Genomic DNA, 16597 nt, shown 5'->3' with positions numbered 1-16597 from the left:
TGTATTCTCTTCAAATAGATTTACACTTTGACGCCAATCTCCTTTATTCAATTTGAAATCTTCTGTATATTTACCACCTAGTATCCCAAAAGCAAGAGGCCCGTAAGGAATAAATGAAATACCTGATTCTATACAATATGGCAAAAGTTCTTCCCTAGCAGTACGATCTAACATATTATACGGTAATTGTACAACATCTATGTGTCCGTGCTGATTCGCTTCTTTTAATTGCTCTACGTTTACGTTAGATATTCCAATTGAACGAATTTTCCCTTCTTCTTTTAGGCGAGTAAGTTCTCCAATTGAATCTATGTAACTTGTTTCTGGGTTTGTAAAATGTAAATAATATAAATCAATATAATCAGTTTGTAATCTTCTTAAGCTATTTTCTACAGCATTTCTTAAATAGCTCGGTTCATTATTCATATAAACCTCTCCATTTAATAACGGTTGTATTCCACCTTTGGTAGCAAGTACAACTTCATGGCGTTTTCCTTTCAATACTTCTCCCACCAATTCCTCTGATCTACCGAAACCGTATGAATCTGCCGAATCAAAAAATGTAATCCCTTGCCCGATAGCTTCTTCTATTAATCGTTTTCCTTCTTCCTCATTCACATCAGCATATAAATTATGTCCCCCTACAGCGTTTGTTCCTAACCCCAATTTTGAAATATGTAGTCCTGCCTTTTGCAATTTTGTATACTTCATTTTTTCTCCCCCTATATTTCTATTGTTCGAATATATTCGAACAATAGAAATATACCACTTTATATGTTATAGTGCAAATATATTAACTTATACAAGCAGGTGAAAAAATGCGTACTCTCTATCATCCAAATCGAGAAGAAATTCAATTCTCTTCTGTTCTATATGCACTTAGCGATCAAATTCGTTTACAAATTGTAACTATGCTACTAGAAAAAAACGAACAATCTTGTGGCGCGTTAAACATTCCAATCGCGAAATCAACTTTATCACACCATTTCAAAGTTTTACGTGAATCCGGTGTTATGTATACACGCCTTGAAGGAACTCAACGTTTCATTTCAATTCGTGAAGATGACTTAAATGCTAGATTCCCCGGTTTATTAGATGTCATAATACATGCGACAGAACCATACTAAAAAACATCTCATATGAATATGAGATGTTTTTTAGTTTTTCTATTCTTTTAATACTGTGAAGCTTTATTCATTGAGGATTTTGTTCTTCACTATAACTACCAAGTCCCTTCCTAAATTAAAGTCTGAATAAAACGTTTGAACGCTAATATCCCTTCTTCATCTCGTTTAAAAACAGCAGCATCTTCAAGCGCCTGAATAAATTTCCGTCCCAATTCTTCTCTCATAATCTCCTGTATATTTTGTTCATTCATCCTATTTTCATATTTGGTTTTTAATTGTTCTGCCCATTGTATATGAGGTGTTGAAATATTACTTGGAATATTAAGTAAGAATTTCTCCACTTCCTGAAGTTCTGTTTTTAAACGAGCAGGAAGTACAGCTAGCCCCATTACTTCAATTAGACCGATATTTTCCTTTTTAATATGTTGTATTTCCGCATGAGGGTGGAAAATACCCAATGGATGCTCCTCACTTGTATGATTGTTCCGTAAAACTAGATCCAATTCGTACATATTATTCCGGTAACGAGCAATAGGAGTAATCGTATTATGTGGAACATCATTCGTAAATGCAAATAAATTAACAGAAGGATCACTATATTCCTTCCACCTCTCTAGTATGTAATCCCCTGCATTTACTATTTGTTCTATGTCGTTACTTCTTAAGCGAATAACTGACATAGGCCATTTAATAATCGAACATTGCATTTCTGGAAATTTAGTTAGTTCAAAATTTAGGTCGTTCGCTGCATTTGCCATAGCAAATTCATAGTTTCCACCTTGATAGTGATCATGTGTTAGAATAGATCCTCCTACAATTGGCAAATCTGCATTGGAACCGAGGAAATAATGCGGGAATTTTTCTACAAATTTTAATAAACGTAAAAATGTTTGACGATCAATTTTCATTTCCCGGTGGTCTGAGGACAATACAATACAGTGTTCATTGAAGTATATATACGGAGAATACTGTAGAAACCAGCTTTCATCTGTAATATTCATTCGAATCATACGATGATTCGAGCGTGCAGGATGTCCAATTCTGCCCCTATATCCTTCATTCTCTATACAGAGTAAACATTTTGGATAATTTGTATTTTCCAATACTCTTTCTTTAGCAATTTGTTTAGGGTCTTTTTCTGGTTTTGATAAATTAATCGTTATATCAATGGCACCATATTCCGTATTTACTTTATAATTTATATTTTTGGCAATTTGCTTCATTTGGATATAGTTGCTGTTTTTACTTAATTCATAGAAGTAATTTGTCGCAGCCTTCGGATTTTTTTCGTATTTTTCATAAAATAGAGAATTGATAACGGACGGTTTGGACATAAATACATCCATAATTGCACTTGCTAAAATCTCCTTCTCTTCCATTACTGCCTCAATGACTTTATGCATACAAGCATATTCAATTAACTCTTCCAATAACTCCGAAATTACTTTCTTTGCGGCCGCGGGTGCTGACGCTTCCACTACAAAGTCATCTAAACGAAGTAAGGAAAGGATTTGGTTCCTTGTATATATTTCATCTTCTTTTTCAATCAATTGAACTTCAATAGCACGATCAATTAACTGCTGGATAGCTTGATATATCATCAGTATATACCTCCTCTAACCTTATAGCGGTTTATGTTGTTACGATGCAAGTTCTATGTACCTTTTATCATTTTATGAACGGACGTATGGGATAACCACCATTCGAATATACGTTTTGCTTTCTCCGAAGAAGCTATTAGCATACTAGAATCGCTCGTTTAGCAAGCTATTTTGTTACATTATACGTACGTAAAAACACTTCTACAATCAACATCTTGTCGTATTTTTTAGACATCTTGCTTTTCACTTTTACCATCTCACTAAAAACATACAAAAGAACATTTTTCAAAAGCAGTTTCCGATGATTTTATGAATACAATGAAACCTATCTCCTTCGAGATAGGCCTCTAATTTACGATATTACACTAGCTATAAAACTACCTTTTTCTTAAATTTAGATTATTTATCTCTGTGACGCTCCACCAGAAGTCACCCTTTCAATACGTAAATTATCTAAAATAAACGTACCCGCTCCGGTATCTCCGTTTAAATTCGTTCCATCACTGAAAATTCCAACATAAGTTTGACCATTCTCAGAACCTGTCACAGTAAACTCTGCTGTTTTTGTGTCAGTAGATGCAGTAAGAGTGTTATTCACACTTAGTCCCTTTGCACTTGCGATGTCTCGAACATCAATTTCTTGATCCCCTGAAATAAAGCGGAATGCATTTGCTGTTGTTTGGTAGTCAAATGATACTTTATAAGTTACGCCTGGTTCAAAACGATAGTTTTGAGGAATAGTACGGTACAGCAAACCTTTATTTCCAGTGTTTACTTTAACGGACCAATTCCCACCTAATACATCATCGACTAATTTTTTACCTGCCCATCCTTTTTGCGTATATGGAGCATGCAATTCAGACAAATGAATTCTGTTGTCTTCTACACCTTCTGTATTGCCAATAACAAATGGGTAAATACCCTGTACTACCGATTCAAAATCTTGTTTAAATTCCGTCGGTGAGACATTATTTTTTAAAGACTTTTGAACGATTCGAATGTCATCAAATTTTGTGTTTCCTTTCCCAGAATCACGGCTTAGAGTTAATTTAGCCCTATTAGATACAGCTGTAAAGCTCACTTGCATGATTTGCATTTTGCTATTGTACCCATCATTTGTGGCATGTGAATCTGCCTTAACATAGTTTTTTTGCAGGCTGCGAAGTGTGTAATTGCTAGCATCTTCTTTCCCACCTGTTACTGTAATTCCAGCCTTTACATCACTATTGTTTTCAACATATACCTCTGCTACATAATCTTTACCCGGTTCCAAACCAGTAAGGACACGGGAAACAGTTGTATCTTTTGATGGACTATCAATGTTTAAGTAGTAATCTCCACTACTTACATTACGGTTGTTTCCAGTTTGATTCGTTCTGATGACGCTTACTGCTTTATTATCACCCTCAATAGTTGTATATGCGCTTACTTTTCCTGTATTGAATCCCGCGTCATATATATGAGCATCCTTGCCCCAATTGTAGTCAAGGATTTCCAAACCCTTATCTCTTTTTGGTACGACAACATAAGGAGTTGCAGCACTAGCCGTCAAAGTTATCTTATTATTTACGACCTTTACTTCTTTCACATCTGTTCTACCTTGATCTGTCAATTTGTATACATAAACAGTAGTGGCATTTTTATATTCATCTGGAAGTGTCCAAGTCGTTGTACCACCTTCTAAATTCCAGTGATATAATTTTTCTGAATCAGCAGTTGGATTTTTAAAGTCTTGTTTCACCCAAGGAATTAAATACGCATGGCCATCAAGTATAACATTTCCATTTAGCTTAATAACACGTTCTCTAGCATTGTCTTTTCTAGTTACATCGACAACATCCCCATTGCTTGGGTCCTTCAATTTTATTTCCTTTTCTAAGTTCGTCTTGCTTTTATCCCCTTCTACATTTGTCCAGTTCGTTACATAATATTTTTGTAGGAATTTAGTAGGTAAATTCGTATCAAATGTCATACGAATAAAGTTATCGAAATTCTTATCAGATTGCCATCCTTCGAAACCAGCTAATTCAAATCCACCGAGCAATGGGTGATCAGCGGTTCCACCTACTTCAGGCCAATTCAACACCCAAGAATCTCTTTGGTGATTACTAATAAAGCGCAGTACTTCTGAGTTAATCCCTTTACTTTCCGGTCCACCGTAGTTTTTATCAGTAGCCCAATGTTGCCACGTTGAGTAATTGGCCATAGAACCACCAAATTCCGTTGTTAATCTCCAACCTCTATCTTTAAATTGATCTGCTATTCTATTTGATTCCCATTGATTTTGATACCATACATCTAAATAAATAAAGTCAAGATCAGGAACAGCCGTTTTCAATTCATCTAGTCTTTTCGCACGCGATCCAGAATACAAATCTTTTAATTTATTAATTGTATAAGATTGATCTAACCATCCCCATCCTAATGAACTTGGACGATCAATAAAATCATTATTGAAAGCTTTCGCTTCTGGATAAGTTTCTTGAGCATTTATATGGACACCAAATTGGGTATTATACTTATGCCCCTCTTTAATAAGCGTATTTAAATCTTTAACGCCTCCCATACGTTCGCCCACATCACCATAATCTGGATGACCACTATCATGCCCTTCGTTTGCATATCCTTTTAATATGACCGCTTGCCCCAATTCATCTGTAGCAAGAGCAACCTTTTTCACATTATCAGATGTTTTTAAGAATGGTTGTTGCGCTTGTGAGCCGAAATTCATTGCAATACGCATTCCAACATTATTGTTTACATCTTGGTATCCTTTAATGTCTTGCATAATATCACGGTATGCAATCGCCGCATCTTGCCAGTCTGCCTTATTATCATTATTCAAATCTTTAGCAATAGCTATTTTAATAGTTGGTTTATCTTTTTGTGGTTCTGGCATAAAATCTCTTTGATAATAAAGTGCACTAGAACCGATTCCCATTGCTTTAGCACCATTTTTATTTACATATCGATTTGCAACTAAATTTTTATAGCCGTCCACTTCTGAACTAGACCATACACCTGCGCTCAATTCGTCAGTTGACAAGAATGCTATATAATTTTTAGTAGATGTACCTATTTCTCCCATAGAAGAATCTACGCTTACATCTACATCACCTGTTTTCCTAACATCTGTACTAATATTCGTTAATTTAGCTTTTGCACCTTTTTGTTCCGAATTTACCGATATAAAGTTCATATCAGCAAACTCAACCATCTCGATTTTGGCACTACCATTATTCTTAATTTCATCGAAGCTATAAATAACCTTATTATCATTCACCTTTACAGATACCTTAAATACCGCATCAAGGTTTTTCATTTCATCTACAACTTTTAATGTATATAGTGCTTCACTATCGTTTAACTTTTCAAAGTTTACTTTAGGATAGTATAGTCCACCATTTATTTTCAATCCGTAAACAGGAGCCTCCTGTCCGCTCATTACTTTATCGCCTACTTTGTATTTCACAATCCGCGGGAATACTTGGTCAATTGTGACGTCCATATACTTTGACTTTATTATATTTTCTACTGGTTGAGTATCTGGAGGCTTTGGTGCACTATATTCCTTTATTTTGACATTTGAAATCGTAATATCGGCAGCACCTCGGCTTTTTTCAAATCCTAGTAAGCCAGCTTGATCTACACCACCTGTTAAAGTCCAAGAATCTACCTTTTTACCATCAATGTATAATGTCGCAACATCGTCCATGAATACTAAACGTAAATGGTATGTTTGTTTTGCTTTTAACGGCACGTTTGAAGTCATCGACGTCCAATTGTTTATAGGACCAAAAGTTTCTCCAAAATACTGATCGTTCGTATCCCCTGTTCCCACATATGTGTATGTAGATGAATTTTGAACACGATAGATGAATCCAAAACGATTCATCTTATCAGTATTAGTAGTAACATCCGCTTCAAAAACACCATTTTTAATCGCCTTCATTTGGTTGTAGACAATTCGATTCTTTTGGGTAGATGTAACACCGAAAGTGGCTGAACCATCTTCATTATAGGTAACTTTTCCGTCACCTGAGATAATTTTCAAGTCGCCTTCTTCCAATTTATTATCCGTAATGTCGACAAGTTTTTCATTTCCTGGATCTGTGCCTCCATCCCCAGACGCCTTTCCTAATTCAATGAGCACTTGACTATTTTTATCTCCATAAGCACCAAGTTTAATCGCTTCCTTACCTGTAAGAAGGTTATTTACATCATTAGATAACGTAACCGGTCCAAATAAATCTTTTCCATCTAATGTAATATTCAAATTGGTTTTATTATAATCAATTTGAATAGAGTGCGAAGTTCCAGACTCTGGAAGTGGAACATTAGGTCTAGTTTTTAACCAATCACCTTTCCCTTGATATTTGTATTCGTAGAACCATCCAAGTGAGTCGTAGCCTACAAAAACGAAATTATTATTGTCAATATAATGTGGATAGAAACCGAACCTAGTATCTTCTCCCTTTGTTTCTGGAATAAAACTATATTCCATCGTTCCTGATTCTTTAGCGACTTTATTCTGCTCTTGAAAAACTGCAGCTTTAGCCCCATTATCGTTGCCAGCACCTGCTCCAAGCCTTGCATATGACTTACCATTTTGTTCTATTAATGCATTAATTTCGTTTCCAACAGATGAAATTGTAACCCATGGATTAGACGTATTTGCCCCTACATGTAGCGGCACAATCATGCTTACTAAAAGTGTTGGCACAATCAACATACATGCAAGAAGGGTATTAAAAACTCTCTTGAAATGCTTATTTTCCAATTCTTCTCCTCCTTTGAATTTAAAATTTTGGTTAAAGACGATACCTGCACATTAATTTTTAAATAAACAAAAACCTGAAAGGCACCGCTTTCACTTATGTTTAGAATAGTTTTTTTAAAGTGCCTACACAATAAAGATATTGTTTCTTTTTTTAGGTATATTGTCTTTTTAAAAACGCTTACAAGACAAAGATATTGTTAGCTTTTTCAAGTGTATTTTTTGGCGAAACCCCACTAAAATTCAATTAGTTTGATTGTACATGGCTATTAGTACTTACCATTTTCTTTATATATAAAGGGTCCCCATATACCTTTACCTGAAGCTATAGTTACTACTGCCCTTGCTGTTCTCGATTTTCATTCTAGGGTTTTCACCATGTTGGACACACTAAAAAAAGAGCAGACGAATGTCTGCTCTTAATTTTTCATTCCGTTTAAAAATTGATTCTGATGCAATTATCACTTAAAGCTAGAAAGAAATAAAGGACAAATAGAAGGAAAGATATCGTACTAACTTTGAAGCTCCGCTGTTTGTTTTACTTTAGCAAACCATGAGTTGGCTGTCTCTTTCAACACGAGATTTAGTTCTTCAGCATTCCTTTTACCAGTATCTTTTAACCAATCACGACCTGCTTGTTCGCCGCTTATAGCAAAAGGTGCCACACCGTCCTTCCAGGTTGCTCGACCACATAACACTCCGTTAAAGGTAGAACCGGATTCTTTAGCAAATTTCAATGTTTCTTGGAATAATTTAGCACTTACACCTGCACTTAGGAAGATAAACGGCAGCTCAGTTACTTCACTTTGTTCTTTGAAAAAAGAAGCAGCTTCTTCTTTTCTGTAAACGAATTCACCTGTCGTATACCCTTCCACAAAATTCATATCCACCGGAACCTCTACTTTTAAAACATCTACTTGGTATTGAGATTTCGAGAACTCCTTCATAGCCTCAATCACTTTATGTGGTTTTATTTTTGCGTACTCTTTATTTTTCGCATCATCATTTTCAGCATCATAAGTAACAATCTCCAGGAAAAATGGAATATCTTCAGCAGCACACTCAGATCCGATACGTTCCATATAGACATGTTTATAGTTATTAATTTTTTCATCTTCATCGAAATCATAGTAGAGTAAGAATTTAATAGCATCGGCACCTGCTGCCTTTAATCGTTTCACTGACCATTCCGATAATAAATCTGGTAACCGTCCTACTTCTGACGCATCGTATCCGGTTTTTTCATACGCTACTATTAAGCCTGATTCTTTATCTCGGACCTTTGCCGCTGGCAGTCCGTATTCCGGGTCCAAAAGAATTGCTGTTGCAAATGGTGTTAATTCCTCAGAAACCAATTCTTTGAAACGGATAATGCCCTCATCTCCAACATGACTTGCACCGCCAGACGCAATCATTTTTTTCAACGAACCGCGTTGATCAATAGCCAATGCTCCAATTATGCCATTTTCAGCAGATAAACGTTTTAGAGCTTCCAATTTATTCTTGGTTAGTTCTAACATCAACATTCTCCTCTACCAATCTATTTTTTCAATTTTAATGAGATCAAAGTATTGTTTAAACTTATTTATATTAATATAACCAGTACCAACTTCCATCGTATTTAATATTCCTGTAGTCATCGCCGTTTTAAGAACAGTCTCAACCGTTTGATTTTGATATAATGCCACAGCTAATCCTGCAACTGTCGCATCACCAGACCCAACAGGATTGATCACTTCTATTTTCGGAATCGTAACTCTGTAATAGTCCTCGCCATGCCTAACTAAAGCACCTTCACCACCCATCGACATGATAATCCACTCAATTCCAGTAAATAGTTCATGGTCTAATGCTTGCTTCAAATCTATGATTCCCATTTCCATGTTAATGCCCAACAACTGAGATAATTCCGCTTTATTTGGTTTAATGGCAAATGGTTTTTCTTTATGCACCAAGGCGTTTTTCAAAGATTCTCCTGACGAATCTATAATCACTGGAATTCCATTGTTATTACAGATTTTTAACATTTGATAATAAAAGTTATTCGGTAACCCTTTCGGCAAACTGCCCGAAATTGTCACAAGTGAAGCTTTTGTAAGCAGACATTCAAATTTTTCTAAAAAAGTTGCCCCTTCTTCGTTGGATAATGTCGGTCCTGATTCTAAAATCTCTGTTTGCATCCCTTCATGAAGAATGGCAATACAATTTCTTGATTCTTTTTTAATTTTTAAAAAGTCATTTGGAATATTGCTTTTATTTAATTCTTGAACAATGTATTCGCCAATCGTACCACCAAGCACACCTGTCGCTAGAACAGCTTCTTCCATTTGAGCGATCACTCGCGCCACATTCAAGCCCTTTCCACCAGCAGTTTTATGAACTGTTTCCACACGGTTAACAACATCTAACTTTAATTCATGAGTCGAATAGGAAATATCGACAGATGGATTCATGGTGACAGATAAAATCATTTGAAATCCCTCTTTCAGAAAAATATTTAAGCTTGAAAACGGCACACACCATCAAGATAGGTAGCTGCTAAATCCATCGCTGGCGTCAGTACTATAAAGTCAGCAACATATCCCTCAGCGATTTTCCCACATTCGCCATCTAGTTGAATACTTTTAGCTGGTGCAGTACTCGCCATATAAATTGCTTGCTCGGGCGCGGCAATTCCCCAATCGACGACATTTTTTACAGCATCTTTTAATTGCAAAATGCTACCTGCTAAACTTCCGCTTTCCAAACGAGCCATCCCATCTTTTACTTTCACAGGAAATTCTCCCAATTGATACGTTCCTTCAGGCATACCTCCGGCCATCATACAATCGGATACCATTACAACCTTTTCTCTGCCGCGAACATTCATTAAAATATTTAAGGCAACAGGATGAACATGATGTCCATCACATATGATTTCGGCAAAAACATCTTTTAAATTCATGGCTGCTCCAACCATCCCTGGTTCACGATGGTGCAGCGGACTCATACCATTAAAAGTATGAACAAAAATGGATGCACCTTTTTCACTAGCTTGCTTCGTTTCTTCATAAGTTGCATCACTGTGGGCCAATGCCACTATAATCTCTTCTCCTACAGCATATTCAATGAATTCCACTGCTCCTTTTCTTTCAGGTGCAATCGCAATTTTTTTAATAGAATCATTTGATAATTTCTGCCAACCTTTCAACATATCAACTGAAGGGTCACAAAAATATTTCGTGTTTTGTGCTCCTTTATGCTTTTCAGTAAAAAACGGTCCTTCTAAAAAGATACCTTTAATTTTTGCGCCCTGTACTTTCTTGTAATTGGCACCAATCATTTCAACGACATTATTCAACGATTCTATTGAGGATGTTAAAGTTGTCGGTAAAAAGGATGTAACGCCGCAAGAAAGGAGTCCTACCGATATTTGATTTAGTCCTTCAAAATTATTGTCCATAACGTCGTGATTTCTAAAACCATGAATATGTGTATCCACTAGACCAGGAGCAATCCAATATCCTCCATAATCGATGATTTCTTCCGCTTCTTCTGGCCTGTTCTCTAAAAATATACCGAATTTCCCATCTTTTATCTCCAAAAAACCAGGACCTACAACCTTCTCCTCAAGAAAGAACTTATCTGCAAAGATAAAAATAGACATGTATGTTTCCCCTAACCTAGTTACTCATATTCGTAGATAGTAACACCTTTAACGACACGGTTCACCGTTCCTGTCGGTGAAGGCGTATCTGGTGTATTACCTACTTTCACGGAGGCTAACAGTGATATTGTTTGCCCAATCATAACAAAAGGTAATGCTAAGTAAGCATCTGGTACAGACTGTGCCTCGCTACCAAATACAAACATATTCCCAGCGTAATTCGTTTCTCCATTAACCTCGATGGCACATATATAGCTGGCAATGTTGTCTTGTTGCATTTCGTTTAACATATCTAAATCATATTGACGTGTATACGGATTGTTAGAAACAAACACAAAAACTAATGATTTTTCGTTTACAAATGATTTTGGACCGTGCCGGAATCCTAGCGGTGAATCAAAAGCGGTGACAATTTTTCCAGCTGTCAGTTCTAATACTTTTAATTGTGATTCTTTTGCTAAACCTTCTAAACTACCAGAACCTAAGTAAATAATTCGGTCAAAATCCAAATCTACTATCTTTTGGATAGCGCCTTCCCTTTGAATGACACTTTCACCCATTTGATGAATTTCTTTCACTATCTTTGATTTTTCTTCAGTCGATATAGGATCAAAAACAAGTAATGCCGTTAACGCCATGCAAGTATAACTTCCTGTCATTGCAAAACCATGATCATTTGATTTTTCAGGCATCAATAGCAATAAGTTTTTGTCATTATTCACGGCCTGTTTAGCTAATTTTCCATCTTTCGCACAAGTAATCGTGATTTGATACAAATCGCTTACTATTTGCTCAGCTAATTGTACGGCAGCGACACTTTCTGGGCTGTTCCCGCTTCTAGCAAATGAAACGAGTAAGGTTGGAAAATCCTTTTTGAAAAATTGGTAAGGATTTGAAACTAACGTAGTTGTCGGGATACTTAGTACTTCCCACTGTTGTTCATCTACTTTTTCTATTACATAAGGGGTGACTGTATCACCAACATAAGCAGACGTTCCAGCGCCTGTAAAAATAACTCGAACCCGATTATGTTTCGTTACTATTTTTTGCAAAAACTCATCAATTCTCTCGCTCTTCTCCATATACAAAGCAAAGGTTTCAATCCATAAATCAGGCTGCCGTCTTATTTCCGCCGTTGTTATCAATGCACCTAACGAAACTAATTTTTCTTGACTTAATGTAAACATATTCGTTCACTCCTCTACCTATTTGCCATCATTTTCTCCATAAATGAAGATCGACGCCGCCCCATTACTTACCTTCAAATACTCGTAATCCTGCACCAACAACTCCATTATTTTGTGCCAATGTACTGATGCTCATCTGCTCCAAAAGATGTTGTTGCTCAGGCAGCTGAAAACTCTTTAGCTTCACTTTAATCAACTCTAGTAGAAATGGATTTTTCACAATGACACTGCCACCAAAAACCATTCTATGCGGATCTAATAAACAGGAAATCTTATAAAGACCTTGAGCTAAATAATCAGTTACCTCATTGATAATGGACTGATATTCTGGTACTCCGTTTATATAACTAGCAAAAACATCTTTTGTTGAAATAGTATCTACCTGTAAGTCTCTTTCGGCTATTCTCTGGATCCCTGGTCCAGCAGCGATTTTTTCTAATCGTTCATTGATCCCCTCCTTCGATAGAACAGGGATCAAACCTAGTTCTCCAGCAAACCCTGCCCCCCTAAAAAATGAGCCTTTATTGATGATAGAACAAGATATTCCCGTACTTATAGTCACGTAGACAAAGGTTTCATTTCCTTTTACATGTGCTGCTCTCCATTCAGCAAAAGCCGCCATATAGACATCATTGTCAATCGTGATCCGCTGGATTCCAAATTGCTCCTGCAAACGGACTGAAATAGGAAACTGGCTCCACGGTAAATTGTTTTGAAAAACGGCAATTCCATTCTCACAATCCACTTTTCCCGGTACTCCAACACCAATACCCTCGATATCAGCGATGGAAATTGATGATTTTCTAAGAACTTGTTCCACAGCTTCTACAACTCTACCAAACATTTTTTCCCGGTCTAAAGGATCACTTTTTACTTCGGTACGTTCAAGCAGTTCGCCTGTATCTGAAATAACTCCCGCTGCAATCTTTGTTCCCCCAACATCAATGCCGACTGCCTTTTTCATTTGTCTGCACCCCTAGGTTTGTATTTAAAGTATTGAGTAATTTTCTACAATTGTTATCGTTGAACATATATTTGCGGTTCATTGATCAATCCACTTGCCCTAATTGATTTATACGTATTTCCGATTGTAATTATAAAGCAGCCCTAAAAGACCAGCTAATCCAATCAACATCATACCCAGTTCAAATTTACCAGCTGTTTTTTGGTAGACGATAATGAAAGATAGGCATACGAGAAACACAACAATTTTAATAACGAATACGATATTAGCCTTCATTTGAAAAATCCTCCCACCTGATTTCACTAGGTGCCAACGTCACTTCTACCCTGTTTCCTTGTCCATCGTAGACAAACGTCATTTGTTCGACCATCGAATTGTTAACAATCGCCATTTTTCGGATGGATGGATATGCATGAACTTCACAATAAATATTGCTCGCATGATACTTTTGAAATTCCTCTTCTTTATGGGCAGCATAGTATAAAGCACGCATCAGCAGACGTGTATTTTCTTCACTGTATGGAAGCCCTGCTATATAGACAGCTCTGCCTTCTCCAAACGGATGAGTAGAAAGATGAACTTCACCATTTGAATATTCAATTATTTCGGTTTCTTCTGATAACGCATAAACATTCTTCATTCCTTCGCCAAAATCAAATTGGCTGCTGTCAGCAGAAATAAAATGATTTTCGACAGGATTAATAAAATATTTATCTGTTGATAGGCTAAATCCAAGTTCCTTATCAACGCCTAAGACATTCGCCAATTGAAAATAATGTCCTTCATGCTGATAAGCTGTAGGTTCCCCAATACCTATGAATCCTCCGCCATTATACATCCAAGCTCTGATTGTAGTGACTAACTTTTCATTAATCCAGTTAGCACCTCCTGAAAAAGCTGTTCCCACATCACCGGCATTAATAATGACGTCAATATCCTCAGATATCCCATCATTCATGACATCATCAAAACTCATGAACGTAACTTCCACTGCAGCCCCACTCAAGGACTCTAAAACACCTAAATAAGAATAAATTTGTTTATACCATAGTGCATGAGCAACCATATGTGTTTGCCAAGTTCTCAACTTGCCCCAAGAATTCAAAATCGCAACTTTAAGACCGCAGTATGGCTTCACACCTTTGATTGTGTCATGAATTTCACGAAATTCCTCAGTGACTTTTTCAATATAGGAGATAAATTCTGGAAATTGATACGCTAGACTTAAATACCCCCCATAGCCGATACGATCAACAGGATTACGCAGTAAGGCTCTACGCGCCGTTAGCCAATTTTCATTCGCTTCAATCGCCGGGTTGTTACCTTCGTAAAAAGTATCTGGAAAGAAATAAGGTAAGAAACGCCCTTCTGTATATCGAACATGTGGTATATCTGCAATCATACGCAATGTAGCCCCACCGCCCACACTGCCTACAACTGCATCCAATCCGATATTCTCAAAGTATTTCCCATATGGTTCTGTACCAATCCAGTTATCACCAAGGAACATCATTGCTTCTTTTCCACTTTCATGGACAATATCCACAAGTTTCTTTGCTTCTTCAGCAACAAACTTATGAACAAAATCTATATAATCTAAAAAAGCTGGAGTTGGAATTCGAAACGAAGTATTATAATAACCTTGATCAACAATGTCCTCCGGTCTTAAGCGATAGCCTTTTTCTTTTTGAAAAGCATCCAAAGCAGCAACTGAAACACTTGCACCATATCCGAACCAATCGACAAATTTCTCTTTGCCAAGATTATTGAACACAAGGGTAAAATGATAGAAAAACGTTGTAAACCTGACTACATCTGTATCCGGATTTTCTGTCAGCCATTGTTTTAAATAGTTTTTCATAAATTCATTAGAATGTGGCTGCCTGACATCAAAAGGAATATCATGTGGCTTATCTCCCCAATTATTAGTAATATGATTGTACATTTGGGTTGGATCCCAAATCGCATAGACTAGGAATGAAACCGTATATTCATGCCAAGGAATCGCCTTCGTAATCAAAACACGATTTTGATCTTCTTTTACTTCCCAATCATTAACGTCAACAACTTCTCCTGTTGTCCGATCAATAACCTCCCAGTATTTTTTTGGACTGTGAACATAATCCGGTTTTAATTGTTCCTCAAAGTAGCCTTTCATAAAATCAATTTCGAGGGTGTCAGTAAGCGCCGTATTGAACAAGCTCATTAAATAAAGTTGCTGGCATTCATCCATATGCTTCTCTGCGAACTCATTGTGAGCTCGAGCAACAAAATAAGTCGTATAAATTTTCGCATCCAATTGTTTAATATCATCATCTAGTTTCGTTCCATCACTATCGCGAATCGCATCTGCACCCCATCGTTCCATTAATTCTTTCGTTTCCTTAAGAAAATTTTCTTCACTCGGTAAAGTAACTCGGCCTTTTTTCCTTTTCATGTAAATCCTCCTCTAATCCTTTAAACCACCAAGGGTCATTCCTTGTGTTAATTTTTTTTGAACAATGATATATAAAATCAAAGTTGGTAGCATGACAAGAACCATTCCTGCATACATTTGACCATAGTTTGCAGCAGATTTTTGAGCTGCCATCAAGTTCATTAACCCAACAGGTAACGTCTTATTCGGCCCTGGAATTAATGTTAAAGCAATAATGTATTCGTTCCAAAAGGCAAGAAAATTAAATAAAATGACGGCAATAATACTTGGACGAGCTATCGGAATCATAACTGAAATCATTGTTTTGAAATATCCAGCACCATCAACCAATGCAGCTTCCTCATACGTGGATGGAAGCGATTGAAAAAAACTAGACAGCAAGTAAATCGTGAATGGTAACGCCGTCGCCGCATATACCACAGCTAAAATAAATAAATTGTCTAGTAGCAATCCATCACCTAGTTGGCCTCGTAAAAAGTTATCTCCGTCCAATAACATCAAGAAAATTGGCACAACAATGTAGTTCACATTGATGAATAATCCAGCTTTAAAAAAAGTATTTATTAATTTGCTTCCTCTAAAGGTATATCTTGCCAACACATAAGCTGCTGGTAAAGCCACAATCAATAAAATAAGAAGGGCCAACGCCGTTACCATTACTGAATTCAACATATAGGTACCCATGTTTGCCTTTTGGAAAGCATCGATAAAGTTTTGAAAATAGAAACTTTTCGGCATGGCCCAAGGACTTCCATAAAACTCCGAATTTTGCTTCACTGAGGCTAAGAAAACCCACGCAACAGGAATAACAATTGAAATTGCTAACGTAATAAGTGCTACGTAGATAAAACAGCGATA

12 protein-coding genes are annotated in these 16597 nt (G+C 36.6%); 1 reads left to right on the top strand and 11 read right to left on the bottom strand.

Annotated elements, in window-relative coordinates; translation table 11 throughout:
* Positions 1-711, bottom strand: a 711-nt coding sequence (locus MR079_RS23795; protein ID WP_242294769.1) for an aldo/keto reductase, incomplete at its 3' end; no start/stop codon positions are given.
* A gap of 107 nt (positions 712-818) precedes the next feature.
* On the opposite strand from MR079_RS23795, the gene MR079_RS23790 reads away from it, so the two are divergent.
* Positions 819-1127 carry an ArsR/SmtB family transcription factor gene (locus tag MR079_RS23790; protein WP_001259915.1) on the top strand — a complete coding sequence of 103 codons (309 nt, stop codon included), beginning with the start codon at positions 819-821 and terminating at the stop codon, positions 1125-1127.
* 110 nt (positions 1128-1237) lie between these two features.
* Here MR079_RS23790 and galT read toward each other — a convergent pair whose 3' ends face one another.
* The 10 genes from galT to MR079_RS23740 form a co-directional block, all read right to left on the bottom strand.
* Positions 1238-2728 carry a UDP-glucose--hexose-1-phosphate uridylyltransferase gene (gene galT / locus MR079_RS23785; protein ID WP_242294768.1) on the bottom strand — a complete coding sequence of 497 codons (1491 nt, stop codon included), beginning with the start codon at positions 2726-2728 and terminating at the stop codon, positions 1238-1240.
* A gap of 403 nt (positions 2729-3131) precedes the next feature.
* A complete protein-coding gene (locus MR079_RS23780) occupies positions 3132-7508 on the bottom strand; it encodes an endo-alpha-N-acetylgalactosaminidase family protein (RefSeq protein ID WP_242294767.1) in 4377 nt (1458 codons plus the stop codon).
* 509 nt (positions 7509-8017) lie between these two features.
* Positions 8018-9025 (bottom strand): tagatose-bisphosphate aldolase, encoded by a 1008-nt coding sequence (gene lacD, locus MR079_RS23775; RefSeq protein ID WP_139867576.1) that lies wholly within the window; start codon positions 9023-9025, stop codon positions 8018-8020.
* Positions 9026-9037: 12 nt separating this feature from the next.
* Positions 9038-9976 carry a tagatose-6-phosphate kinase gene (gene lacC / locus MR079_RS23770; RefSeq protein WP_242294765.1) on the bottom strand — a complete coding sequence of 313 codons (939 nt, stop codon included), beginning with the start codon at positions 9974-9976 and terminating at the stop codon, positions 9038-9040.
* Positions 9977-10002: 26 nt separating this feature from the next.
* Positions 10003-11151 carry an N-acetylglucosamine-6-phosphate deacetylase gene (gene nagA / locus MR079_RS23765; RefSeq protein WP_242294764.1) on the bottom strand — a complete coding sequence of 383 codons (1149 nt, stop codon included), beginning with the start codon at positions 11149-11151 and terminating at the stop codon, positions 10003-10005.
* A gap of 20 nt (positions 11152-11171) precedes the next feature.
* Complete coding sequence (locus MR079_RS23760) at positions 11172-12338, bottom strand: SIS domain-containing protein (protein WP_242294762.1); 1167 nt, start codon at positions 12336-12338, stop codon at positions 11172-11174.
* A gap of 64 nt (positions 12339-12402) precedes the next feature.
* The gene (locus MR079_RS23755) at positions 12403-13302 is read right to left on the bottom strand and encodes an ROK family protein (RefSeq protein ID WP_139867582.1); all 900 of its coding nucleotides are present in this window, start codon (positions 13300-13302) and stop codon (positions 12403-12405) included.
* A gap of 108 nt (positions 13303-13410) precedes the next feature.
* Positions 13411-13578: a DUF6903 family protein gene (locus MR079_RS23750; protein ID WP_000646587.1), complete on the bottom strand. Its 168-nt coding sequence runs from the start codon at positions 13576-13578 to the stop codon at positions 13411-13413.
* On the bottom strand, positions 13568-15739 hold the full coding sequence (gnpA, locus tag MR079_RS23745) for a 1,3-beta-galactosyl-N-acetylhexosamine phosphorylase (protein ID WP_242294761.1): 2172 nt from the start codon (positions 15737-15739) through the stop codon (positions 13568-13570). The genes MR079_RS23750 and gnpA overlap by 11 nt, the downstream gene beginning before the upstream one ends.
* 12 nt (positions 15740-15751) lie before the next feature.
* Positions 15752-16597, bottom strand: an 846-nt coding sequence (locus MR079_RS23740) for a carbohydrate ABC transporter permease (RefSeq protein WP_242294760.1), incomplete at its 5' end; no start/stop codon positions are given.

Source organism: Bacillus cereus group sp. BfR-BA-01381, assembly GCF_022663555.1.
GTDB lineage: Bacteria > Bacillota > Bacilli > Bacillales > Bacillaceae_G > Bacillus_A > Bacillus_A pacificus.
Note: the sequence above shows the minus strand (reverse complement) of the source record. Positions and strands in the feature narration are given on the sequence as shown.

Coding starts and splice junctions, on each gene's coding strand:
- MR079_RS23790 (WP_001259915.1), top strand. CDS start 819: ATGCGTACTCTCTATCATCCAAATCGAGAAGAAATTCAATTCTCTTCT.
- galT (WP_242294768.1), bottom strand. CDS start 2,728: ATGATATATCAAGCTATCCAGCAGTTAATTGATCGTGCTATTGAAGTT.
- lacD (WP_139867576.1), bottom strand. CDS start 9,025: ATGTTAGAACTAACCAAGAATAAATTGGAAGCTCTAAAACGTTTATCT.
- lacC (WP_242294765.1), bottom strand. CDS start 9,976: ATGATTTTATCTGTCACCATGAATCCATCTGTCGATATTTCCTATTCG.
- nagA (WP_242294764.1), bottom strand. CDS start 11,151: ATGTCTATTTTTATCTTTGCAGATAAGTTCTTTCTTGAGGAGAAGGTT.
- MR079_RS23760 (WP_242294762.1), bottom strand. CDS start 12,338: ATGTTTACATTAAGTCAAGAAAAATTAGTTTCGTTAGGTGCATTGATA.
- MR079_RS23755 (WP_139867582.1), bottom strand. CDS start 13,302: ATGAAAAAGGCAGTCGGCATTGATGTTGGGGGAACAAAGATTGCAGCG.
- MR079_RS23750 (WP_000646587.1), bottom strand. CDS start 13,578: ATGAAGGCTAATATCGTATTCGTTATTAAAATTGTTGTGTTTCTCGTA.
- gnpA (WP_242294761.1), bottom strand. CDS start 15,739: ATGAAAAGGAAAAAAGGCCGAGTTACTTTACCGAGTGAAGAAAATTTT.